The organism is Sulfitobacter sp. 1A15299, assembly GCF_043556915.1.
Taxonomy (GTDB): Bacteria; Pseudomonadota; Alphaproteobacteria; order Rhodobacterales; family Rhodobacteraceae; genus Sulfitobacter.
The window spans coordinates 1-20,930 of record NZ_JBIFFJ010000024.1 but is presented as its reverse complement, the minus strand read 5'-3'; the positions used below and the strand labels follow the sequence as shown (position 1 = coordinate 20,930).

The 20,930-nt window shown below is 64.1% G+C and carries 26 protein-coding genes; 17 read left to right on the top strand and 9 right to left on the bottom strand.

All coding sequences use genetic code 11. The annotated features are described in order from the left end of the window. Window positions 1-61: 61 nt before the first annotated feature. The 5 genes from ACGYK7_RS15710 to tpiA all read left to right on the top strand — a co-directional run bounded on the left by ACGYK7_RS15710 (window position 62) and on the right by tpiA (window position 4,084). A complete protein-coding gene (locus ACGYK7_RS15710; RefSeq protein ID WP_394403446.1) occupies window positions 62-1,273 on the top strand; it encodes a glycerophosphodiester phosphodiesterase family protein in 1,212 nt (403 codons plus the stop codon). Between the two features lie 117 nt (window positions 1,274-1,390). Beyond that, entirely contained in the window at window positions 1,391-2,008 is a 618-nt protein-coding gene (locus ACGYK7_RS15705; protein WP_394403445.1) for a hypothetical protein, read from the top strand. Window positions 2,009-2,121: 113 nt separating this feature from the next. After that, window positions 2,122-2,835, top strand: coding sequence for a DUF3307 domain-containing protein (locus tag ACGYK7_RS15700; RefSeq protein ID WP_394403444.1), 714 nt, complete (start codon window positions 2,122-2,124; stop codon window positions 2,833-2,835). Window positions 2,836-2,888: 53 nt separating this feature from the next. After that, window positions 2,889-3,251 carry an iron-sulfur cluster assembly accessory protein gene (locus ACGYK7_RS15695; RefSeq protein WP_067265014.1) on the top strand — a complete coding sequence of 121 codons (363 nt, stop codon included), beginning with the start codon at window positions 2,889-2,891 and terminating at the stop codon, window positions 3,249-3,251. Window positions 3,252-3,334: 83 nt separating this feature from the next. Continuing rightward, window positions 3,335-4,084, top strand: coding sequence for a triose-phosphate isomerase (tpiA, locus tag ACGYK7_RS15690; protein ID WP_394403443.1), 750 nt, complete (start codon window positions 3,335-3,337; stop codon window positions 4,082-4,084). Between the two features lie 40 nt (window positions 4,085-4,124). Here the strand turns inward: tpiA and ACGYK7_RS15685 are convergent, their stop codons facing one another. Further along, window positions 4,125-4,586, bottom strand: coding sequence for an Lrp/AsnC family transcriptional regulator (locus ACGYK7_RS15685; RefSeq protein WP_067265010.1), 462 nt, complete (start codon window positions 4,584-4,586; stop codon window positions 4,125-4,127). A gap of 144 nt (window positions 4,587-4,730) precedes the next feature. On the opposite strand from ACGYK7_RS15685, the gene cysG reads away from it, so the two are divergent. The 11 genes from cysG to ACGYK7_RS15630 all read left to right on the top strand — a co-directional run bounded on the left by cysG (window position 4,731) and on the right by ACGYK7_RS15630 (window position 14,208). Further along, complete coding sequence (gene cysG, locus ACGYK7_RS15680; RefSeq protein ID WP_394403442.1) at window positions 4,731-6,125, top strand: siroheme synthase CysG; 1,395 nt, start codon at window positions 4,731-4,733, stop codon at window positions 6,123-6,125. 1 nt (window position 6,126) lies between these two features. After that, window positions 6,127-6,423 carry a DUF2849 domain-containing protein gene (locus ACGYK7_RS15675; RefSeq protein WP_136720162.1) on the top strand — a complete coding sequence of 99 codons (297 nt, stop codon included), beginning with the start codon at window positions 6,127-6,129 and terminating at the stop codon, window positions 6,421-6,423. After that, window positions 6,423-8,099, top strand: coding sequence for a nitrite/sulfite reductase (locus tag ACGYK7_RS15670; protein ID WP_394403441.1), 1,677 nt, complete (start codon window positions 6,423-6,425; stop codon window positions 8,097-8,099). The genes ACGYK7_RS15675 and ACGYK7_RS15670 overlap by 1 nt, the downstream gene beginning before the upstream one ends. Next, window positions 8,089-8,880: a phosphoadenylyl-sulfate reductase gene (locus ACGYK7_RS15665; protein WP_394403440.1), complete on the top strand. Its 792-nt coding sequence runs from the start codon at window positions 8,089-8,091 to the stop codon at window positions 8,878-8,880. The genes ACGYK7_RS15670 and ACGYK7_RS15665 overlap by 11 nt, the downstream gene beginning before the upstream one ends. Continuing rightward, window positions 8,877-9,308 carry a DUF934 domain-containing protein gene (locus ACGYK7_RS15660; RefSeq protein ID WP_394403439.1) on the top strand — a complete coding sequence of 144 codons (432 nt, stop codon included), beginning with the start codon at window positions 8,877-8,879 and terminating at the stop codon, window positions 9,306-9,308. Before ACGYK7_RS15665 ends, ACGYK7_RS15660 begins: the two co-directional genes overlap by 4 nt. 68 nt (window positions 9,309-9,376) lie before the next feature. Beyond that, window positions 9,377-10,225: a ferredoxin--NADP reductase gene (locus ACGYK7_RS15655; RefSeq protein ID WP_394403438.1), complete on the top strand. Its 849-nt coding sequence runs from the start codon at window positions 9,377-9,379 to the stop codon at window positions 10,223-10,225. Window positions 10,226-10,415: 190 nt separating this feature from the next. After that, window positions 10,416-10,676 (top strand): pilus assembly protein PilZ, encoded by a 261-nt coding sequence (locus ACGYK7_RS15650; protein ID WP_394403437.1) that lies wholly within the window; start codon window positions 10,416-10,418, stop codon window positions 10,674-10,676. A 64-nt stretch (window positions 10,677-10,740) separates the two neighbouring features. Then, window positions 10,741-11,394, top strand: coding sequence for an SDR family NAD(P)-dependent oxidoreductase (locus ACGYK7_RS15645; RefSeq protein ID WP_394403436.1), 654 nt, complete (start codon window positions 10,741-10,743; stop codon window positions 11,392-11,394). Window positions 11,395-11,466: 72 nt separating this feature from the next. Continuing rightward, the gene (surE, locus tag ACGYK7_RS15640) at window positions 11,467-12,252 is read left to right on the top strand and encodes a 5'/3'-nucleotidase SurE (protein WP_394403435.1); all 786 of its coding nucleotides are present in this window, start codon (window positions 11,467-11,469) and stop codon (window positions 12,250-12,252) included. Then, window positions 12,249-12,905 (top strand): protein-L-isoaspartate(D-aspartate) O-methyltransferase, encoded by a 657-nt coding sequence (locus tag ACGYK7_RS15635; protein ID WP_394403434.1) that lies wholly within the window; start codon window positions 12,249-12,251, stop codon window positions 12,903-12,905. Before surE ends, ACGYK7_RS15635 begins: the two co-directional genes overlap by 4 nt. A gap of 61 nt (window positions 12,906-12,966) precedes the next feature. Next, entirely contained in the window at window positions 12,967-14,208 is a 1,242-nt protein-coding gene (locus tag ACGYK7_RS15630; protein ID WP_394403433.1) for a peptidoglycan DD-metalloendopeptidase family protein, read from the top strand. Between the two features lie 57 nt (window positions 14,209-14,265). Here ACGYK7_RS15630 and ACGYK7_RS15625 read toward each other — a convergent pair whose 3' ends face one another. The 4 genes from ACGYK7_RS15625 to ACGYK7_RS15610 are packed head-to-tail and all read right to left on the bottom strand — an operon-like array spanning window position 14,266 to window position 16,811. Further along, on the bottom strand, window positions 14,266-15,114 hold the full coding sequence (locus tag ACGYK7_RS15625) for an ATP-binding protein (protein WP_394403432.1): 849 nt from the start codon (window positions 15,112-15,114) through the stop codon (window positions 14,266-14,268). Beyond that, window positions 15,111-15,968: a twin-arginine translocase subunit TatC gene (tatC, locus tag ACGYK7_RS15620; RefSeq protein WP_394403431.1), complete on the bottom strand. Its 858-nt coding sequence runs from the start codon at window positions 15,966-15,968 to the stop codon at window positions 15,111-15,113. Before tatC ends, ACGYK7_RS15625 begins: the two co-directional genes overlap by 4 nt. Window positions 15,969-15,973: 5 nt before the next feature. Continuing rightward, window positions 15,974-16,540, bottom strand: a complete 567-nt coding sequence (tatB, locus tag ACGYK7_RS15615; protein WP_394403430.1) for a Sec-independent protein translocase protein TatB — start codon at window positions 16,538-16,540, stop codon at window positions 15,974-15,976. 4 nt (window positions 16,541-16,544) lie between these two features. After that, a complete protein-coding gene (locus ACGYK7_RS15610; RefSeq protein WP_067268177.1) occupies window positions 16,545-16,811 on the bottom strand; it encodes a twin-arginine translocase TatA/TatE family subunit in 267 nt (88 codons plus the stop codon). A gap of 183 nt (window positions 16,812-16,994) precedes the next feature. On the opposite strand from ACGYK7_RS15610, the gene ACGYK7_RS15605 reads away from it, so the two are divergent. Then, window positions 16,995-17,657, top strand: coding sequence for a helix-turn-helix transcriptional regulator (locus ACGYK7_RS15605; RefSeq protein ID WP_394403429.1), 663 nt, complete (start codon window positions 16,995-16,997; stop codon window positions 17,655-17,657). Window positions 17,658-17,678: 21 nt separating this feature from the next. On the opposite strand, the gene ACGYK7_RS15600 is transcribed toward ACGYK7_RS15605, so the two are convergent. Genes ACGYK7_RS15600 through ACGYK7_RS15585 form a run of 4 tightly spaced genes read right to left on the bottom strand, consistent with a single transcriptional unit; the run spans window position 17,679 to window position 20,828 of the window. Next, complete coding sequence (locus ACGYK7_RS15600) at window positions 17,679-18,035, bottom strand: Lin0512 family protein (RefSeq protein WP_394403428.1); 357 nt, start codon at window positions 18,033-18,035, stop codon at window positions 17,679-17,681. Then, a complete protein-coding gene (locus ACGYK7_RS15595; protein WP_394403427.1) occupies window positions 18,028-18,378 on the bottom strand; it encodes a Lin0512 family protein in 351 nt (116 codons plus the stop codon). Before ACGYK7_RS15595 ends, ACGYK7_RS15600 begins: the two co-directional genes overlap by 8 nt. Continuing rightward, window positions 18,375-19,463, bottom strand: coding sequence for an ABC transporter ATP-binding protein (locus tag ACGYK7_RS15590; RefSeq protein WP_394403426.1), 1,089 nt, complete (start codon window positions 19,461-19,463; stop codon window positions 18,375-18,377). The genes ACGYK7_RS15595 and ACGYK7_RS15590 overlap by 4 nt, the downstream gene beginning before the upstream one ends. 42 nt (window positions 19,464-19,505) lie before the next feature. Then, window positions 19,506-20,828, bottom strand: a complete 1,323-nt coding sequence (locus ACGYK7_RS15585; RefSeq protein ID WP_394403425.1) for a sodium:proline symporter — start codon at window positions 20,826-20,828, stop codon at window positions 19,506-19,508. Between the last annotated feature and the right edge of the window lie 102 nt (window positions 20,829-20,930).

Here is a 20,930-nt window from a genome sequence, read left to right as displayed (position 1 = left end):
GAAACCGTTACATCGGGCACCCATAGAAGCCCCAGAACTTCATTCACGAACGGATAACATTATGCGAACACTTGTTTCTCTCGCCGCTCTGGCCCTCGCGCCCGGCATGGCGCTGGCCGAGGCCCACGCCACCGCGACCCCGGTCGAATACGGCCCCCGCCCGGCCTATCTGGTGGACAAGCTGCCCGAGGGCGCATTGAAGGACAAGCTGGCCTCCTGCATGGGGCAAGACGCCACCAAAACCGATTTCTCCATCGGCCACCGTGGCGCGCCGCTGATGTTTCCTGAGCATACCGTGCAGTCCAACGTCGCTGCCGCGCGGATGGGCGCGGGCATCTTGGAATGCGACGTGACCTTTACCGCCGATCACGAGCTGGTCTGCCGTCACGCACAGAACGATCTGCACACCACGACGAATATCCTCGTCTCCGATCTGGCCGAGAAATGCACCACCGGCTTCACCGCCGCGTCGGGTGACACGCCCGCCAGCGCCGAATGTCGCACCTCCGACATCACCTTGGCCGAATTCCGCACCCTGACGCCCAAGATGGACAGCGCCGACAAGACCGCCACCACCGCCGAAGACTATCAGGGCGGCGTCGCGACTTGGCGCACCGAGCTCTACAGCGACAAGGCCGATCTGATGACCCATGCGGAATCGATCGAACTGTTCAAATCTCTTGGCGCCAAGTTCACGCCTGAGCTGAAATCCCCCTCCGTCGAGATGCCGCACGAAGGCTTCTCTCAGGCAGACTACGCGCAGAAGCTGGTGGATGAATATGTCGCCGCAGGCATTCCCGCCTCCGACGTTTGGCCGCAGTCCTTCAACCTCGAAGACGTGCTTTACTGGGTTGAGAATACACCGGAATTCGGCAAGCAGGCCGTCTATCTGGTGCAGTGGTCCGACGGTTTCGATGAGCAAAACCCCGAGACTTGGGCCGAAGATTTCGCCGATCTGAAAGCCAAGGGCGTGAACTACCTCGCCCCCTCGCTCAACATGATGCTGACCAATACGGACGGCGCCATCGCCGCATCCGAATACGCCATGGCCGCGAAAGAAGCAGGGCTGACCCTGATTGCATGGACGCTGGAGCGTTCCGGCCCGCTCGCCTCGGGTGGCGGTTGGTACTTCCAGTCGGTCAATGACATCGTGAAAGACGACAGCGACTATCTGGTGGCGCTGGACGTGCTGGCCCAAGACGTGGGCGTGGCCGGTGTCTTCTCCGACTGGCCCGCGACCGTGACCTATTATGCGAACTGCATGGGTCTCTGACCGGTCCTAGCCGTTAGAATGCCATCAGGGCCGCCCCCTTTTGGGCGGCCCTTTTCCCTAGCCGGGCTTGCATGGATTTCGCCTTCCTGCGACATTGCGGGAAACAAGGGGCAAGCCATGGAAACTTGGGCAATTTTTACCGGCGATATCGTGAAATCCTCCGCGATGAGCCGGGCGGAGTTGGACGCCATTTTCGTGCGTCTCGATGACGCCGCCAAGGCGTTGACTGCTTGGCAGGGCCAGCCCGCCCGCATGACCCGTTTTCGCGGAGATGGCTGGCAGATGGCCGTGACCCCCAGCTTCACCTTCCGCGCAGCCCTCGTCCTACGTGCCGCCGTGCGCCGCTGCGGCAAGACCGCCGACACCCGCTTTGGCATCGGTATCGGCCCCGCGCATTTCACAAGCGACGACCTATCCCGCGCGGACGGAGCGGCACTTGTCAGCTCCGGCCACGCGCTCGACAACATGCCCCGCGCGCGGCGCATGCACGCGCCCGACGCCCCCCTCGCCCTGCGCGCGGCCCTGCCCCTTGCCGACCGGATCGCGGGCGGTTGGACCAAGCGCCAAGCCGATGTCGCCTATTACATGCTGGCCCCCGAGCCGCCCGTCCAAGCAGAGCTTGCGCGGCAGTTTGACCTGACACAGCAAAGCGTGCAGGGCCATGTGGAGGCGGCGGGGATAGATGAGTTGCGGGAGGTCTGCGAGGTTTTGGAAGAAAGTAAATCAGCCATATAAAGCTGTTATCACACTTTACAGCCAAATAAGGCTGTTTAAATTCACGACAAAGCACTTGCCCCAGCCCGCCATGGCTTTTCAAATAGTAAGCATTCACACCAAACGGGATTTCCATGACCGAACAGGCCATCGCCACCGCTCTCGCTTGCCTGATCGCTCATCTTCTGGCTGATTTCGTGTTTCAAACCAATGCGATGGTCGCAGCCAAGCGCAAGCCGGGGGTGCTATTGCTGCACGGCGCTATCGTCTTTGGCCTGACGACGCTGGCCCTCGGCGGCAGCCTGATCCCCGCCGCATCGCTGGCCCTTGCCCATATCGCGATCGACGCGGTCAAGACCTACGCCGTGCCAGAGCGGCAGCGCGACCGGCTCTGGCCCTACCTTAGCGACCAGATCGCGCATCTGGTTAGCATCGCGATCTTTGTCTTCTTCCTACCCGATGCTTTTGCCAGCGGCCTCTGGGCCAGCCATAGCAGCACGCTGATCCCACCTGCCCTGTTCATCGCGGGGCTGGTCACTGCAACGCTCGCAGGCGGTCCCGCCGTGGGCGGCTTGATGCTGCCGCACAAGGAACAGGCCCAACCGGATGGGCTGGAGAATGCGGGCCGGATGATCGGCCTGCTGGAACGCGCGTTGATCTTTCTGATGGTCATGATCGGCGAGCCTGCGGGCATCGGATTTCTCATCGCGGCAAAGTCGATCCTGCGTTTCGACACGGTGAAAAAGAACCAGAAGATCAGCGAATATGTGATCATCGGCACGCTTGCCTCTTTCGGCTGGGCGCTCATCGCTGCCTTCACCACCAAGGCCGCAATGAATTCCTTCTGACGGCTTGAGATCGCCGCGCCGCACCCCTATCTTGGCCGCATAGGAGATTTGTGATGTTTGGCATTCCCGGCAAGCAAGCCGTTACCATGACCCCCAAAGCCGCTGGCCAGATTGCAAAGCTGATGCAATCGGCAGGCCACGCCGGGCTGCGCATTGGCGTCAAGAAAGGCGGCTGTGCGGGCATGGAATACACCATGGAATACGTCGAAGCGACCGACCCCAATGATGAGGTGGTCGAACAAGACGGAGCGCGGGTGATGATCGCCCCCATGGCGCAGATGTTCCTCTTCGGCACCGAGATTGACTATGAGACAACGCTGCTCGAGTCCGGTTTCAAATTCCGCAATCCCAATGTGACCGAAGCCTGCGGGTGCGGCGAATCGATTAAATTCGACGAAAGCCTCGGCGCGAAGTAGGCGCGCCGATCTGCCCCGGCCTTGACGCGAGGCCACGGGCCTGCGAACTGATCTGACAACGTAAACAGATCAGGACGGAACCGATGCGCCCCAAAATCGCCGCCGGCAACTGGAAAATGAACGGCACCGCCGCCGCGCTGACCGAGCTTCACAGCCTTGCCACCGGCCTGCCCGAGAACCCGCCGCAGGTCGTGATCTGCCCGCCCAGCACCCTCCTCTTCCGCGCCACCGACGCCACTCACGGCACCCCGATCCAAATCGGCGCACAGGATTGCCATGCTGAAGAAGCGGGCGCCTACACTGGCGATATCTCCGCCGCGATGGTTGCCGACAGCGGGGCCAGCCATGTGATCCTCGGCCATTCCGAGCGCCGCGATGCCCACCGCGAGACCGATGCCGATGTGCAAGCCAAGGCCGTTGCCGCATGGGGTGCCGGTCTCAACGCCATCATCTGCATCGGCGAAAGCGAGGCGGAGCGGGACGCGGGCCAAACGCTCGACATCATCGGCGCACAGCTTGACGGCTCCCTCCCCGATGCCGTGGAGGCCGGGAACACCGTCATCGCCTATGAACCGATTTGGGCCATCGGCACCGGCAAAGTTCCCAGCATTGCGCAAATTAAAGAGGTGCATGACTTCATCCGCACCCGCCTGATCGACCGTTTCGGCGCGGAGATCGGCAAGGCGCTCCCCCTGCTTTACGGCGGTTCGGTAAAGGCCGCGAATGCGGTCGAAATCTTCGCGGTCGAAAACGTCGATGGCGCGTTGGTCGGCGGGGCCAGCCTCAAGGCCGAGGATTTCGCGCCCATCGTGACGGCCCTCGCCCAGTCCTAAGCCAATGCGGGGCGGCGGAGGCTCCTGCCGCCCCGCCCCCTTACAGCGGCAGCATCGTCGTCGATTTGATCTCTTCCATCGACAAAAGCGCGGTGACGTTATGCACTTTCACCTCGGAAATCAGCGCCTGATAAAAGACGTCATAGGCCCGCGCGTTCTTTACCCGCACCTTTAGGATATAGTCGATATCCCCCGCCAGACGGTGCGCCTCCTGCACCTCTGGCCGATCTTTCAACGCCTGCAAAAACGCCGCCTGCCAGGCCGCCTCATGCTCGGACGTGCGGATCAGGACAAAGAAGCAGGCCTCGAACCCGAGCGCTTCGGAATCCAGCACGACGGTCTGCTGGCCAATCACCCCGGCTTCGCGCAGCTTGCGTATCCGATTCCACACCGGCGTCTTTGAAGACCCCACTTCACGGGCGATATCGTCCAGCGATTGGCTCGCATCCCGTTGCAGCTGCGCCAAAATCTTCCGGTCGGTCTCATCAATTCGGACAGTCATTCTCTTCTCTCTTGTCCCGGCAGGACGTTCATACTCAACCTTCGGCCAAAGCGAACACATGTTCTTATCTGCGCCAGCATATAGCCAATTATCGGGAATATTTCCTATATAAGAGGTCACGTCAAACAGAATACAGGGCGCATCATGGATCACTTTCCCATCTTCTTCGCCACCCGCGGGCAAAAGATCCTCCTTTCCGGCGGCGGCGAAGCCGCTCTGGCCAAGCTGCGTCTGCTGATGAAAACCCAAGCGGCACTGCATGTCTTCGCCCCCGACCCGGCGGCAGAGATCGTCGACTGGCAGGCGGCAGGAAAGCTCACCCTGCACCGCCGCCGCCTCACCGCCGCCGACCTGCCCGGCGCGCGGCTGTTCTACGCAGCGGATGAGGATGACGCGCTGGATGCCGAAAATGCCGCGCTGGCCCATGCGGCGGGCGTGCTGGTCAACATCGTCGACAACCTGCATGACAGCGAATTCATCACCCCCGCCATCGTCGACCGCGATCCCGTGACCGTGGCCATCGGCACCGAAGGCGCCGCCCCGGTGCTGGCCCGCGCCATCAAGGCCGATCTGGAAGAGCGTCTACCCGTCACCCTCGGCCCGCTGGCGCGCATCGGCAAAGGCTTTCGCAAGCTGGCCGATGCCCTGCCCATGGGCCGCGCGCGCCGTGATTTCTGGCGGGAGTATTATTTCGCCACCGGCCCCCGCGCCATGGCTGAGGGCAAGGATACCGTGCGCCCGGCGCTGAAAACCCTGCTGCACACCCATCTCACCCGCAAAGCCCGCGCTGGCCATGTGGCCTTTGTCGGGGGTGGCCCGGGCGACCCGGAACTGCTGACGCTCAAGGCCCGCCGCGCGCTGGATGAGGCCGATGTGGTGATCTACGACCGTCTGATCAGCTCCGAGATTCTCGAACTCGCCCGCCGCGAAGCGCTGATGATCGACGTCGGCAAAGAGGGTTTCGGCCCCTCCACGGCCCAAGAGCACATCAACGCCCTGCTGGTCGAACACGCGCAAAGCGGCGCGCAGGTGGTGCGGTTGAAATCCGGCGATGCCACGGTCTTTGGCCGCCTCGACGAAGAGATCGACACGGTCGACGCCCATGGCATCGGCTGGCACATCGTGCCCGGCATCACCGCCGCCTCCGCCGCCGTGGCGGGCATCGGGCAAAGCCTGACCAAACGGGGCCGCAATGCCTCGGTCCGCTTCCTCACGGGGCATGACATGAAGGGTTTCGCCGATCACGACTGGGCCGCCCTCGCGCGCCCAAACGAGGTCGCCGCGATCTACATGGGCAAGAAATCCGCTCGTTTCGTCCAAGGCCGCCTGCTGATGCACGGTGCCGACCGCGCCACCCCCGTCACCGTGATCGAAAACGCCTCGCGCGCTGATCAGCGGGTGCTGGCGACCACGCTGAACGATCTGCCGCGCGATCTGGCCGATGCCGAAATGACCGGCCCCGCGCTCACCTTCTACGGCCTCGCCCCACGCGCCGCCGTCCAAGTTGCCACCGAAACCCCGCTAGAGGAGCTGGCCTGACATGCCCAAACCCTTCACCCCCAAGGTCATCACCGCCAATGCGCTGCTCGAAGGCGATGTCGTCTATCAAACCGCCACCGGCTGGACCCGCAAACTCAGCGAGGCCGAAGTCCTCACCGATGAGGCCGACGCCGACCTGCGCCTGATCGACGCGCTGAGCCAACAAGACTTGGTCGTCGGCGTCTACCTCGCCGATGTGGCCCCCGAAGCGGGCGGCCCCCGCCCCACCCATTTCCGCGAAGAGTTCCGCGCCACCGGCCCCTCGAACTACGCCCACGGCAAACAGGAGACCGTCTGATGTACAGCTACACCGAATTCGACGACAAATTCCTCGCCGAACGCAATGCCCAGTTCCGCGCCCAGGTCGAGCGCCGCATCGACGGCTCGCTCACCGAGGATGAGTTCAAACCCCTGCGCCTGATGAACGGGCTCTACCTGCAACTGCACGCCTATATGCTGCGGGTGGCAATCCCCTATGGCACGCTCAACAGCGCCCAGATGGATCAACTCGCCTATATCGCCGAGCGGTGGGACAAGGGCTACGGCCATTTCACCACGCGTCAGAACATCCAGTACAACTGGCCCGAATTGCGCGATGTGCCCGATATGCTCGACGCGCTGGCCGAGGTAAAGCTGCATGCGATCCAGACCTCCGGCAACACCATCCGCAACGTGACGGCAGACCATTTCGCTGGTGCCGCCGCTGACGAGGTCGCCGACCCGCGCCCGGTGGCCGAGCTGATCCGGCAATGGTCCACCGACCATCCGGAATTCCAGTTCCTGCCGCGCAAGTTCAAGGTCGCCGTCACCGGCGCCGCCGCTGACCGTGCGGTGATCAAGGCCCATGACATCGGCCTGCGCATCGTCGAGCGCGACGGCGAGCAGGGGTTCGAAGTCATCGTCGGTGGTGGCCTCGGCCGCACCCCGATGATCGGCAAGGTGCTCTATGAATTCGTGAAGTATGAGGACCTGCTGCCCACGCTCGAAGCCATCGTCAGCGTCTACAACGTGCTCGGCCGCCGCGACAACAAGTATAAGGCGCGCATCAAGATCACCGTCCACGAAAACGGCATCGAAGACATCCGCGCCCGGGTCGATGCGCAATATGCGCTGATCCGCGACCAATTCACCGGCGTCGATCAGCAAATGCTGTCGCGCATCGAGGCCGATTTCGCAGCGCCCGCGTTCAAGACAGCCTCCCTCGGGGCCTACGAATCCGCCTATACCAACGATCCGGTTTTCCGCGCATGGGCGGATACCAACCTCGCCGCGCACCGCGCGCCGGGCTATGCCATCGTCTCGATCAGCCTCAAGGCCCATGGTGCAACGCCGGGCGACGCCACCGCCGGCCAGATGCGCGTGATGGCCGACCTCGCCCGCCGCTTTGGCCATGACGAGCTGCGCATCAGCCACGAACAGAACGTGATCCTCCCCCATGTGCACCGCAGCGACCTGCCCGAACTGTACGCCGCGCTGAAAGAGGCGAAACTCGCCACCGCCAACATCGGCTTGATCTCGGACATCATCGCCTGCCCCGGCATGGATTACTGCGCGCTGGCCACCGCGCGTTCCATCCCCATCGCGCAGGAGATCGCGACCCGTTTCGACGAGTTGAAGCTCGAGCATGACGTAGGTCCGCTCAAAATCAAGATCTCGGGCTGCATCAACGCCTGCGGCCACCACCACGTGGGCCATATCGGCATCCTCGGCCTCGACCGCGCGGGTGTAGAGAACTACCAGATCACGCTCGGCGGCGATGGCACCGAGGATGCGAGCCTTGGCACCCGCACCGGCCCCGGCTTCTCGGCAGAGGAGATCATCCCCGCCATCGAACGCCTCGTGCGGGGCTATCTCGACCTGCGCAACGATCCCGGCGAGACCTTTCTGCAAGCCTACCGCCGCCTCGGCCTCGCGCCGTTCAAGGCGGTGCTCTACCCAGACACGGCCAATAAGGACCGGGCCAATGCCGCTTGACACCCCCGAACTTCATCCTTTCTCAAATACCGATGCGCCGCCCCCCGAGGGGCTGCGCGCGGTCGAGGAAAAGGTGGCACGGCTCAACGCCGAGTTGCGCCACCACGGGGCAACGGATGTGATCCGCCGCGCCGATGCTGAGATCGAGAACCTCACTCTCGTCTCCAGCTTTGGCGCGGAATCGGTGGCGCTCTTGCACCTCGTATCCATGGTATCGCGCGATATCCCGGTGCTCTTCATCGACACCGAGATGCTCTTTGCCGAAACCCTCGTCTACCAGCAGGAACTGAGCGAACGCCTCGGTCTGCGCAACGTCACCACCCTGCGCAGCGAAGAGATCGCAGCACAGGATCCCGACGGCACGCTGCATCAATATGACACCGACGCCTGCTGCGCCCTGCGCAAGACCCGGCCCCTGCAAAACGCGCTGGCGGGCTATGACGGCTGGATCACCGGGCGCAAACGTTTTCAATCGGGCAGCCGCGCGGCCTTGGAGTTTTTCGAGGTCGAAGTCCCCGAAGACGGTGCCGCGCCGCGCATCAAGGTGAACCCGTTGGCCTATTGGGCCAATTCTGATGTGAGCGACTACATCACCGAAAACCGCCTGCCCCGGCATCCGCTGGTGGCCAAGGGCTACCCTTCGATCGGCTGCGCGCCCTGCACCTCGCCCGTGGCCCCGGGCGAAGACCCGCGCGCCGGACGCTGGCGCGATCAGAACAAAGAAGAATGCGGCATCCATTTTGTGAACGGCAAAGTGGTCCGAACAGGAGACAAATCATGAGCGTACTCGTCACCGACACAGGCTTCACCGCCGACGACTGGACGCAAGGCTATTGCGAGGAGGGCGCCGCGAACGATTGCCGCGCCGTCGATCTGGCCTCTGACGCCGATGCCCATGCCCTCACGCTGACCCCGGCGCTTGAGATGATCCGCGTCGACTTCCCCTCTTTCGCGGATGGGCGCGGCTTTACCATCGCCCGTGTCCTGCGCCTGCGCGGCTACAAGGGCCGCCTGCGCGCCCGCGGGCATGTGCTGGCCGATCAATACGCCATGGCCCGCCGCGCCGGGTTCGATGAGGTCGAGATCGACGAAGACCTGGCCGCCCGCCAGCCTGAGGACCAATGGCGCGCCCGCGCTGATTGGCAGGCGCATGACTATCAGTCCCGCCTGCGCGGTGCCGCATCCGGACCGGCGACTGCGGCCAAATAGGCCGCTTCATTGCCCTCCCCCCTTCCTTGCCATAAGTAGAGGCCGCAACCCGATTTGCGGAAACCATGATGACCGAGCAGAGCACAGTGAACCAAACCGCCGCCAAGCCCGTCCCGACATTGCCCGACGCCCAGACCGTGACCTCGGTCACGCACTGGACCGATCAGCTTTTCTCGTTCCGGGTGACCCGGCCTGCAAGCCTGCGGTTCCGCTCGGGCGAATTCGTGATGATCGGCCTGATGGGCGACCCGCATCCCGAGACGGGCAAGCAAAAACCGCTCTTGCGCGCCTATTCCATCGCCTCGCCCGCATGGGATGATGAGTTGGAGTTCTACTCGATCAAAGTGCAAGACGGTCCGCTGACCTCCAAATTGCAGCACATCCAGCCCGGCGATCAGATCATCCTGCGGCCCAAACCCGTGGGCACGCTGGTGCATGACGCGCTGCTGCCCGGCGACCGGCTGTGGATGTTCGCCACCGGCACCGGCTTTGCCCCCTTCGCAAGCCTGCTGCGCGAGCCTGAGACCTATGAGAAATTCGACGAGGTCATCGTCACCCACACCTGCCGCGACGTGGCGGAGCTTGAGTATGGCCGCCAGTTGATCGAAGGGCTGAAGGCCGACGAGCTGATGCAGGAACTCATTGGCCCGGAAAACCTCGCCAAGATTCGCTATTACCCGACCACCACCCGCGAAGAGAGCCCCAAGATGGGCCGGATCACCAACCTTTTGCAGAATGGCACCGTGTTCGCGGATTTGGACGTGCCCCAGATCAATGCCGCCCATGACCGCGCCATGGTCTGCGGCAGCCTTGGGTTCAATAAGGATATTATGGAGATTCTCGAAGGCTTTGGCCTGACCGAGGGCGCCAATTCCGACCCCCAGCATTTCGTCGTCGAAAAGGCATTCGTCGGCTAAGCCGAATTAAGCCTTACGAAAGGTCGCAGCGTTACAACAGGGGCGTCGGCACAGCATTGCCGACGCTTTGGCAGAACCCTGCGCATCCCGAAAACGCCCCCTTCCGCTGCAATGCGGCAGGGCTTAGCTGACGCCTTGCGAGCGCGGGGGACTGCCGCGCAAAACGCAACCACAGGCGAAAGGCATATCTATGGCGAGCAATGGGACCCCGACCCCAAAGAAAGTCTCCGATCTGGCAACTGAAAAGGCCGACCTGTCCAGCACGGCGCTGATCGGCATCTTCGGCAGCGACAGCACGCCCGGCGCGCTGATCCGCGAAGGTGGCGGCAAAATCTCTCGTGTCGAAGTGGGCGATCAGGTCGCCGGCGGCATCGTCTCTGCCATCGGGCAAGGGACGCTGGTGCTTTCCAGCCGTCGCGGCAATCAGGTGCTGCGCCTGCCACAGGGCTGAAACCTTGAAGGAGGCGCGGCGCGCGCCTCTTGACCTGCCGCGCGGGGCAGTGCACATCCCGCGCATGAGCAAGACAGCATTGATCACCGGCGCGTCGCGCGGCCTTGGGGCTGCATTGGCAGAAGCCTTGGCCCCCACCCATCACATCATCGCGGTCGGTCGCACGACCGGCGCATTGGAAGAGTTGGACGACCGTATCCAGGCCAAGGGCGGCAGCGCCACCTTGGCACCGATGGACATCACCAACGCCGATGCCATGGCCGTGCTCTGCCGGGGCATCCATGACCGTTGGGGCGGGCTCGACCTGTGGCTGCATTGCGCCGTTCACGCGGCCCCGCTGACGCCGACCGATCACATCGACGCCAAGGATATGGAGAAATCCATCGCCGGAAACGTCACCGCCACCGCGCGGCTGATCACCTTTGTCTCGCCGCTCTTGGGGGCGGAGGGCACGGCGGTCTTCTTTGACGATCCGCGCGCGGGCACGAAATTCTTCGGCAGCTACGGGGCGACCAAGGCCGCGCAGATCGCGCTGGCAACCTCTTGGCAGGTCGAGACCGCGCAGATCGGCCCCCGCGTCCATATCCTCACGCCCGAGCCGATGCCCACCGCCACCCGCGCCCGCTTCTTCCCCGGCGAAGACCGCGCGGCGCTGAGCGACACCGCCACGCAGGCCGCTGCGGTATTGGCGCAACTCTCGGAAAACTCCGCCTCCTGAACCGCGCGGCACCGGCGCGCTGCGCTTGCCGCCGGTCCGCCCCTCGCCTATCAAGGCAAAAAGGGGCCATTCATGCGTATTTTGATTACAAACGATGACGGCATCAACGCACCCGGTTTGGCCGTGCTGCGCGCCATCGCCGAGGAACTCGCCGGGCCCGGGGGCGAGGTCTGGACCGTGGCACCGGCGTTCGAGCAATCCGGGGTGGGACATTGCATCAGCTACACCAAGCCGATGATGATCACGCAATTGGACGACCGCGTCTTCGCCACCGAAGGCTCTCCCGCCGATTGCGTCCTTGCCGCGATCCACGACACGATGACCGCCGCCCCTCCCGATCTGGTGCTCTCCGGCGTGAACCGGGGCAATAACGCGGCTGAAAACGCGCTCTATTCCGGCACGCTCGGCGGTGCGATCGAGGCGGCGTTGCAAGGTTTGCCCGCCATCGCCCTGTCGCAATACTATGGCCCCGCCAACCGCGATCTGGCCGATCCTTTTGAGGCCGCTGCCAAACACGGGGCCGAGACCTGCCGCCGCATTCTGGACCACAGCCCCAAGGAAGACGCGGCCTACGGGCTCTTCTATAACGTGAACTTCCCCCCGGTGGCCGCCGCCGATGTGCGCGGCACCCGGCTGGCCCCGCAGGGCCGCCGCCCCGGCACCGGGTTTTCGACCGAGGCACATCTGTCGCCCTCGGGTCGCCGCTTTTTGTGGATCAAGGGTGGCGATCAACGCGTGCAAACGGCCCCGGGCAGCGATGCCTGCGTCAACCTTGACGGCTATATCTCAGTCACCCCGATGCGCTGCGACCTGACGGATCACGCGGCCCTCGAAACGCTGGCGGGCATCAACGGATGAATGAGCCCCCCATCTCTGAAGCGGAACGCAAGATGCAGTTCCTCTACGCGCTGCGCTCGAAGGGCGTGACCGATGCGCGTGTGCTGACAGCGATGGAAGCGATCGACCGCGGCCCCTTCATCCGCGGCCTCTTTGCCAGCCGCGCCTATGAGGACATGCCCCTGCCCATCGCCTGCGGCCAGACCATCAGCCAGCCTTCTGTGGTGGGATTGATGAGCCAAGCCCTGCAGGTGTCCTCGCGCGATAAGGTGCTCGAAATCGGCACCGGATCGGGCTATCAGGCGGCGATCCTCAGCAAGCTCGCCCGGCGGGTCTATACGATCGACCGGCACCGCCGTCTGGTGCAAGAGGCGCGCGGCGTCTTCGAGGCGATGGACCTGAGCAACATTACCGCGATCACCGCCGATGGCAGCTTTGGCCTTGCCGAACAGGCGCCCTTTGACCGGATCATCGTGACCGCCGCCGCCGAAGACCCCCCCGGCCCCCTGCTTGCGCAGCTAAAGGAGGGCGGCATCATGGTACTGCCCGTCGGCCAATCCGACACGGTGCAACACCTCATCCGCGTGCGAAAGACCGCTGATGGGCTGGAATACGACGAATTGCGGGCCGTGCGCTTTGTCCCCCTGCTGGAAGGCTTGGGCAAGGACGGCTAATAGGTTACAGAGACACGGACAACGCCCCATACCGTCTGGGGGCGAAGATGAGGACTTGCAGATGCGCCAAACACGCTTGCGCCGCCCCATGCGGCTGACCCTAATGGCCGGGACCAGTGCGATACTGCTGGCAGGTTGCGAAAATCAGCCCCTGGATTACGATATGCGCAGCACCTTTGGCGATGGGTTCTCCACCGCCGAAGCCGCGCGCGGGCCTTTGGCGGACCGGCCCAAACCCGACGCCCGGGGCGTGATCTCCTATCCCAATTATCAAGTAGTCGTTGCCCGCCGGGGCGATACGCTGAAAGACGTGGCCGCTCGCGTGGGCGCCGACAGCGGCGAATTGGCCCGCTACAACGGGATCGAACAGGGCGTCCCGCTCCGCCAGGGCGAGATCATCGCCCTGCCCCGCCGTGTCTCTGAGCCTGCGCCGGGCACCAATGGCGCCGTGGACATTACCACCCTTGCCGGCGGCGCCATCGACCGCGCCCCCGCGACCCCCAGCGTGCAAACCCAGAGCCTGCCGCCCGCGGGCACCACAAGCACCCCCGCGCCACAGCCCGCAGCCCCGCAGGCGAAAGAGCCCGTGCGCCACCGGGTCGAGCGGGGGGAGACGGCCTATACCGTGGCGCGTCTTTACAACGTGCCGGTCAAATCACTGGCCGAATGGAACGGCCTCGGCCCCGATTTCGCGATCCGCGAGGGGCAATTCCTGCTGATCCCGGTCGAGAAACAAGCGCCCCCGCGTCAGGCGACCAACACTGCCTCAAGCGCCGCCGCCTCGCGCCCCGCGCAGCCGGCCACCAGCGCGCCCGGCGCGGGCACCCCCACGCCGACGCCGCCCTCTGCCGCCAAACCGCTGCCGCAGGATGAGACCGCACAGCCCCTGCCGCCCAAGGTCGAGCCGAAAGAGCCTGTGGCCGATGTGGGCAAGCCCACCGCCCCGGCAAAGGCCACCAAGATGACACCCCCGGTCCAAGGCTCCATCATCCGGGCCTATTCCAAGGGCAAGAACGAGGGGATCAACATCAAGGGCAGCCCCGGCGGGCCCGTGAAAGCCGCCGACGCGGGCACCGTCGCCGCGATCACCAAAAGTGCGGAGGGCATCCCGATCGTCGTGGTGCGCCATGCCAACAACCTGCTTACGGTCTATGCGAATGTCGACGGCGTGAACGTCGCCAAGGGCGACAGCGTCAGCCGGGGCCAGCAGATCGCCAAACTACGCGGCGGGTCGGAATCGCATGTGCATTTCGAAGTGCGCAAAGGCTTTGAGAGCGTCGATCCGACGCCCTATATTCAGTAACCAAACGACAAAGGGCCCGCAGAAGTTGCGGGCCCTTTCACTCACACCGTCCGGCGCTCAACCGCCCGAAACGGGAACGCCTTTCCGGCCAGCCAAATCCACGAAATACTGCCATGCCACCCGGCCCGACCGCGCGCCGCGTGTAGCCTGCCACTCGACGGCTTCGGCGCGCAATGTGTCGTCGTCGATCTCTACGCCGAAGGCATCGCAATAGCCGCGGATCATCGCCAGATATTGGTCCTGATCGCAGGGGTGGAACCCCAGCCACAGCCCGAAGCGGTCAGAGAGAGAGACCTTTTCCTCGACCGCTTCCGAAGGGTTGATTGCACTGCCGCGCTCGTTCTCGATCATGTCGCGCGGCATCAGGTGGCGGCGGTTCGATGTGGCATAGAGCACGACATTCTCGGGCCGCCCTTCGATGCCCCCATCCAACACGGCCTTCAGCGATTTGTAATGCGCGTCGTCATGGCCAAAGCTGAGGTCGTCGCAAAACAGGATGAAGCGCTGCGAAGCGCCGCGCAGGAGGGACAAAAGCCGCCCGACCGAAGGCAGGTCTTCGCGCTGCAGTTCAACGATGCGCAACGCTTCATGTGATGCTTGAACATCCGCGTGTATCGCTTTGACAAGGCTGGATTTCCCCATGCCCCGCGCCCCCCAGAGCAGCGCGTTGTTCGCCGGCAGCCCCGCCGCGAATTGGCGGGTGTTGGCCAAAAGCGTATCCCGCGCCCGATCCACGCCCACCAGAAGCGGCAGGTCGATCCGGGCGACCTGCGGCACCGGCACCAAACGGTCTGGGTCGGTGTGCCAGACGAAGGCCGTGGCCGCATCGAAATCCGGGGCGGCGAGCGGCGCGGGAGACATACGCTCCAGCGCCGCCGCGATACGGTCCATCGGATCATTGATCACAGCAGGTCTTCCTCGTCTTCGTCGTCAAAGTAGCCCTCTTCGCGCAGCTTTTTGTTGCGCTTCGTCTCGACCCGGCGCACGAGGAAAATCGAGATTTCGTAAAGGCCATAGACCACCACGAAAAGGATCACCTGCGTGATCACATCCGGCGGGGTGACCAGCGCGGCCAGCACAAGGATCGCCACCACGGCGTATTTGCGCACATTGGCCAGCCCTTCGGAGCTCACCAGCCCCGCCTTGCCCATCAGCGTCAGCAAAACCGGCAATTGGAAACACAGGCCAAAGGCCACGATGAATTTTATCGTGAGCGAGAGATACTCCTGCGCCGAGCCTTGGAAGGCGATGGCGGCGATGCCGTTTTCGCCATCCGGCCCACCGACCAGAGTACCCGCCTGCTGGAAGCCAAGGAAGAAGTCGAAGGCCAGCGGCGTGACGACATAAAAGGCGAAAGCCGCGCCGAGGAAGAACATCACCGGCGAGGAGATCAGAAAGGGCAGAAAGGCCCCCTTCTCGTTCTTGTAAAGCCCCGGCGCCACGAAGCGCCACAGCTGGTAGCTGATGAAGGGAAAGCCCAGCACCAGACCGCCTAGAAGCGAGATCGAGATCGCGACGAAGAAACCCTCTTGCAGTTTGATCAGGATCAGCCCGCAATCCTCTTGGCCCCGTTCGGCCATGGCCGAGCAAAGCGGTTCGGTCAGGAAGTTGAAGATCGGGTTCCAGACGGTAAAGCAGATCACCATCCCGATGATGAAGGCGATGACCGAATGGATGAGCCGCGTGCGCAGCTCGGCCAGATGCTCGATCAACGGGGCGGAACTGTCGTCGATCTCGTCATAATCGTCGGTGGCGCTCATTCAACTCACTCTTTCTTGGCGGCAGCTTCGGGTGCCGTTGAGGTCTTGGCGGCGGCATCGTCCGAAGCCGCTTGGGCCTGACCTGCGTCTTTTTCGATCACAGGCCGGGCCGGTGCTTCCTTGGCCGGGGCGGCATCCGATAGTTTCGCCTCTGCCGCTTCAGCCGCGGCCATGGCTTCCGCCGCTTCGCGTTGCTTGCGCTCGGCGGCGGCCCGCGCGGTGCTGGCTTGGATCTTCTTCACATCCTCCGCCTTTTGGGCGGCCAGTTTGCCGGTCTCGCTCTCGGGGTCGAAGTTGGTCAGGGACCGGGTCGCGTCCTTGACCTCATCCATGGCGCTGCCCAGAGGGTTGCTGGCCGTTTTCAGCGATTTGTTCAGAGACGACGACATCTCGCGCATGCCGCTTTCATCGGCGGCATCGTTCATCGCTTGGCTGAATTCACGCGCCATGCCTTTGGCCTTGCCCACGAATTGCCCGACACGCCGAAACAGCACGGGCAAGTCCTTGGGGCCGACCACGATCAGGGCCACCACGCCGATGACTAAAAGCTCCGTCCAACCCAGATCGAACATCGGGTTACACCCGGTCCTTGTCGGCCTTCAGGTCGGTCTTGGGATGGGTGCCCTGATCGGCATGTTCGGGCAGGTCAGCATGGTGCACGTCTTCGACATGTTTGATCTCGTCGCGCTTGTTCTCTTCTTCGCCTTCGCTGATGCCTTTCTTGAAGCTGGTGATGCCCTTGCCGACTTCGCCCATGAGCGAGGAAATCTTGCCACGGCCAAAAAGCACCAGCACGACAACCGCGATCAGCAGCAGGCCCGGCAATCCGATATTGTTCAACATGTCTGTTCTCCCATCATGTTTGGCGCGCTCAGGTCGCGCCGGTCTGCACCGTGATAGCGGGCGGCGCCGGGACCATGAAGGGGCAATGCAACGGATGGGCGGTGCGGCGGGCGAAGGACTGCCGATTTTCGGACGTGCAATTCGCCTTATGACATGTTTTTGTCAGGAGCGTCAGGAGGCGTGATGGTATCAACGAAAACCGAAGATCGGCTTGTCCGGCTGATCGACAGGCTGCGGGATGGGCAGCTGCACCGGGCCGAGGATTTGGCCCTGCAATTCGGCGTCTCCCCCCGGACGATCTACCGCGATATGGGCAAGCTCAGCGCGGCGGGCCTGTCCATCACCGGCACCCGGGGCGAAGGCTATCGGATCACGCCGGCGATCACCCTTCCCCCGCTGACCCTGACGGCGGCGGAGTTGGAGGCGCTGAACCTCGGTCTTGCCGTGGCGGCGGAGGTGGGTGACCCCGCCCTACAAGCCGCGGCAGAGACATTGGCCGCCAAGTTCGACGCGGTGCTGCCAACCGAGACCATTGCCGAGGGTGCCGCATGGGCGCAGGCGCTGAGGTCGCAGGGCAATGCCACGCGGGTTTTCACCCATCTTCCGGTGCTGCGCGCGGCGGTGCAGGCCCGCCAAAAGCTGCGGATTGCAGTGATCGGCGACGCGCCGCAGGTGATACGTCCGTTGGAGGTGCGCAACTGGGGGCGGTTCTGGCTGCTGACGGCCTGGAGCGAGGGGGCGGCGGGTTTCGTGACCCTGCCGCTCGATCAGATCGAAAGCGCCGAGCCGCTACCGGAGTTGTTCGTGGACGAGCCGGGCAGAACGCTCGCGGACCATCGCCCCTAGCCCCAGATCAGGGCCGCCCCCTCAGCCCTTCAATAGCCAGCCGGTTTGCGGGGGCAGAAACGCCTCGACACTGGCCTGCGCGATCACGATGGTATCCTGCCCCGTGGCCACGTTCAGCCCGCCCTTCACCGCGCGGACCTCGGCGCGGCCGCGAGGAAGTTTGGCCACCAGCGCGTCGACATCCACCTTCTCAGGCTCTTGCACCGCGACGGTGACCTGCACGCGCATCTGATCCGGCGTCACCTCCAGCGCGCCGAACAGCGGCAGGGAAGAATGGCGCAGGGCATCCTCGATCGCGCGGGCGGCGGCCTTGGTATAGTCCATCCCATGCAGATCGTTGCCCATGCCCATTTCGATGATGATCCGCTGCTCAGCCATCGGTACGCTCCATGTCGAAGCCCACGGAAAGCGCCACATTGGCCATGACGGTTGGGTTCCCTTCGCCTTCGGGGCGCGGCACATCAAGGCCGCCGTGATGCAGCGTCACCGTCACCTCACCATAGGGAAAGACCGCGCGCAGCGCTTCGGTATCCACCAGATCGGGGCGTTGCACGCCCACGTCGAGGGTGATGCGCATGGCCGACCTGTCGAAACCGAAAAGCTCGGCCAGATTGATCGAATTATGCCACAGCGCATCCTGCACCGCGCGTTTCGCGGCCTGCGTATAATCACCGCGCCGCAGGGAGGAGCCCATGCCGAATTCCACCAACAGCGGCTTCATGAGGTCACCGGAAAGACAAAGCAACGGTCGCGGCGCACGGTCAGCCACATGACGGCACCGGGCTGCGGCAAAAAGACATTGGGCACCGTGGCCTTGAGCCGCGATCCGTCCTCTTCCAACACGAATTCCACCAGGCTTTCGTTGCCCATGAAGCGCGCGCGTTCCACCAGCGCGCGGGCCGGGGTGCCATCGGTTGCCGTGGGGCGCGGCCCTTGTCCGGCGCGGTCAAAGTCGATCCGCAGGTGCTGCGGGCGGAAAACGATATTCACGCGGGTGCCATCCGGCAGACCGGGGGCAAGGAACTCACCGAAGACCGTTTCGGCCAGTGCACCGTTCACAGTGGCATTCAACACATTCGCATCACTGAAGAACGCGACCGAGGCGCGGTCGACGGGCCGGGTGTAGACATTGTAGGGCGCGCCCTGCTGCACGATCTTGCCGTCGCGCATCAGCGCGATCTCATCGGCCATGCGCATCGCCTCGTCCGGCTCATGGGTAACCAGCAAAACGGCGGTATCTTCCTCTTTCAGGATGCTCAGCGTCTCATCCCGGATGCCATCGCGCAGGCGGTTGTCCAGTCCGGAAAACGGCTCGTCCATCAGCATGATGCGCGGCTGCGGCGCCAGCGCGCGGGCCAGCGCCACGCGCTGCTGCTCTCCGCCCGAAAGCTGGTGCGGGTAGCCGTCGATGTAGCGTCGTAGGTCGACCCGTTCGAGCAGTTCCTCGATCCGGGCGCGCTTCTGCTCGCGCGTGCCCTTCTTCAGGCCAAAGCCCACGTTGTCGGCCACGCTCAGATGTGGGAACAGGGCGAAATCTTGGAACATCAGCCCGATCTCGCGCCGCTCGGGTGGGACGCGGAAGACCGTGTCGCAGATCAGTTTGCCATCGACATGGATCGTGCCGCTGTCTTGCATCTCCACCCCCGCGATCATGCGCAGCGTGGTGGATTTGCCGCAGCCCGAGGGGCCAAGCAGGCAAGTCACCTGCCCCGGCAAGATCTGCAAAGATACGTCATCGACCACCTGCCGCCCGCCATAGGCGCGGCGCAGGTTGCGGATTTCCAGACGGGGGGTGGGGTCACTCATGGAGGCTGCGGTATCCGATCAAATCGCTCGGAAACCCAGCTATCAGCCCCGCCGCGCCCCCGCAAGCACCGCCGCAAACCCGGCCAGCAGCACAAGGACGCAGATCACCAACAATTGCTCGTATTTATGCCCCTCGGGCAGCAGCATTGCGACCCATTCCCAGCCCCGCGCGAAATAGGCCGCAGCCCCCAGCATCGCGGCGGCAAAGGCGGCAAGATAGCTCCAGACCGGGACCGCGCGCCCCGCCACCAGCCCGATGAGCAGCACCGGGGTGAGGAACATCGAGGCGGTGCCGCTGACCGCGACGGCATCAAAAAGCGTGGCGTTTCCCCAAAGCGTCAGCAGCGCGCCAAGCGCCATGAACCCCGCCATCACCAGCCGCCCGCCCGCGAGGCTGCGCGGGGCGATGCGCCATTCCTCAACCATCAGCCGCGCGGCAGAGGCGAGCGCCGAGTCGAGTGTCGAGAGGGCCGAGACCAGCAGCGACAGCATCAGCGCCACAAATATCCAGCCCGGGAACATTTGCCCCCATGTGCCGATCAACTCGCCCTCATAGGCCGCGCCGGTCAGGCTGGCTTGGATGCCGAAAAAGCCGAAGCCGATGATGCAAAGCGTCGAAATCCAAAAGGCATGGAGAAAGGACGCCCGGGTGGTCGCCTCATCCGCCAGAAAACCGCGGTCCATCATCACCGGGTCATGCGCCGGATAGGAAAAGACCTGCAACAGCGCCACGACCAAAAGCACCCAGCCGTTATACGGCCCCGAGGTGCCCGGCGCGCTCAGCACAGCGCCAAGCTCAAACCCCGGGCTGAGCAGCAGCGCACCGAGTGCAAGGCCGAAGACGACGAGAAAGACCAGCATCTGCACCACATCCGTGCGCAGCGCGGCGGAGAGCCCGCCCCATGCCGAATAGCCAAAGCCGAGGGCGGCGACGATCAGCACCGCCAGCGTGCCCGACCCGGGCCAGACGGCCTCGAAGATCAGCGCCACGACCAACAGATTGGCAAAGACCTCGGACAGCAGCCGCAGCCCGATCACGAGGTTATAGGCCGCCGTGCCCGCGCCCCCGAAACGCCCCGCCAGCCAGTCCTGCACCGACCGCGCGCCGCCGCGCCGCAGGTGGCCGACGATGAAACCGCCCGTCAGGAACGACCCGTAATAGGCCGCATAGGCCAGCGTGCCCGCGATGCCGTAGAAATAGCCCAAGATCGCCGCGTTCATCAGGCTGCGGGCGAAGATCCACGTGGTGACTTGGCTCAGCACCAGCACCCAAAGCCCCGGCGCGCGGCCTGCCGCATTGGCCCCGCCAAAAAAGCCCTCGATCGTCGCGCGGCGCGGGGCCACCAAGAGGCTGGCAAGGATCACGGCAGCGAAAAGAAGGACAAGAACAGTTCTCTGATTGCGGCTGTGTCAAGCGGGATAGCGATCTGTCCGTTCGGGGTCATGGTTCTCTCCGAGGTCGCGCAT

Excerpts from the sequence above, each read along its gene's own strand:
- ACGYK7_RS15710 (WP_394403446.1), top strand. The coding sequence starts at position 62 with ATGCGAACACTTGTTTCTCTCGCCGCTCTGGCCCTCGCGCCCGGCATG.
- ACGYK7_RS15705 (WP_394403445.1), top strand. The coding sequence starts at position 1,391 with ATGGAAACTTGGGCAATTTTTACCGGCGATATCGTGAAATCCTCCGCG.
- ACGYK7_RS15700 (WP_394403444.1), top strand. The coding sequence starts at position 2,122 with ATGACCGAACAGGCCATCGCCACCGCTCTCGCTTGCCTGATCGCTCAT.
- ACGYK7_RS15695 (WP_067265014.1), top strand. The coding sequence starts at position 2,889 with ATGTTTGGCATTCCCGGCAAGCAAGCCGTTACCATGACCCCCAAAGCC.
- tpiA (WP_394403443.1), top strand. The coding sequence starts at position 3,335 with ATGCGCCCCAAAATCGCCGCCGGCAACTGGAAAATGAACGGCACCGCC.
- ACGYK7_RS15685 (WP_067265010.1), bottom strand. The coding sequence starts at position 4,586 with ATGACTGTCCGAATTGATGAGACCGACCGGAAGATTTTGGCGCAGCTG.
- cysG (WP_394403442.1), top strand. The coding sequence starts at position 4,731 with ATGGATCACTTTCCCATCTTCTTCGCCACCCGCGGGCAAAAGATCCTC.
- ACGYK7_RS15675 (WP_136720162.1), top strand. The coding sequence starts at position 6,127 with ATGCCCAAACCCTTCACCCCCAAGGTCATCACCGCCAATGCGCTGCTC.
- ACGYK7_RS15670 (WP_394403441.1), top strand. The coding sequence starts at position 6,423 with ATGTACAGCTACACCGAATTCGACGACAAATTCCTCGCCGAACGCAAT.
- ACGYK7_RS15665 (WP_394403440.1), top strand. The coding sequence starts at position 8,089 with ATGCCGCTTGACACCCCCGAACTTCATCCTTTCTCAAATACCGATGCG.
- ACGYK7_RS15660 (WP_394403439.1), top strand. The coding sequence starts at position 8,877 with ATGAGCGTACTCGTCACCGACACAGGCTTCACCGCCGACGACTGGACG.
- ACGYK7_RS15655 (WP_394403438.1), top strand. The coding sequence starts at position 9,377 with ATGACCGAGCAGAGCACAGTGAACCAAACCGCCGCCAAGCCCGTCCCG.
- ACGYK7_RS15650 (WP_394403437.1), top strand. The coding sequence starts at position 10,416 with ATGGCGAGCAATGGGACCCCGACCCCAAAGAAAGTCTCCGATCTGGCA.
- ACGYK7_RS15645 (WP_394403436.1), top strand. The coding sequence starts at position 10,741 with ATGAGCAAGACAGCATTGATCACCGGCGCGTCGCGCGGCCTTGGGGCT.
- surE (WP_394403435.1), top strand. The coding sequence starts at position 11,467 with ATGCGTATTTTGATTACAAACGATGACGGCATCAACGCACCCGGTTTG.
- ACGYK7_RS15635 (WP_394403434.1), top strand. The coding sequence starts at position 12,249 with ATGAATGAGCCCCCCATCTCTGAAGCGGAACGCAAGATGCAGTTCCTC.
- ACGYK7_RS15630 (WP_394403433.1), top strand. The coding sequence starts at position 12,967 with ATGCGCCAAACACGCTTGCGCCGCCCCATGCGGCTGACCCTAATGGCC.
- tatC (WP_394403431.1), bottom strand. The coding sequence starts at position 15,968 with ATGAGCGCCACCGACGATTATGACGAGATCGACGACAGTTCCGCCCCG.
- tatB (WP_394403430.1), bottom strand. The coding sequence starts at position 16,540 with ATGTTCGATCTGGGTTGGACGGAGCTTTTAGTCATCGGCGTGGTGGCC.
- ACGYK7_RS15610 (WP_067268177.1), bottom strand. The coding sequence starts at position 16,811 with ATGTTGAACAATATCGGATTGCCGGGCCTGCTGCTGATCGCGGTTGTC.
- ACGYK7_RS15605 (WP_394403429.1), top strand. The coding sequence starts at position 16,995 with ATGGTATCAACGAAAACCGAAGATCGGCTTGTCCGGCTGATCGACAGG.
- ACGYK7_RS15600 (WP_394403428.1), bottom strand. The coding sequence starts at position 18,035 with ATGGCTGAGCAGCGGATCATCATCGAAATGGGCATGGGCAACGATCTG.
- ACGYK7_RS15595 (WP_394403427.1), bottom strand. The coding sequence starts at position 18,378 with ATGAAGCCGCTGTTGGTGGAATTCGGCATGGGCTCCTCCCTGCGGCGC.
- ACGYK7_RS15590 (WP_394403426.1), bottom strand. The coding sequence starts at position 19,463 with ATGAGTGACCCCACCCCCCGTCTGGAAATCCGCAACCTGCGCCGCGCC.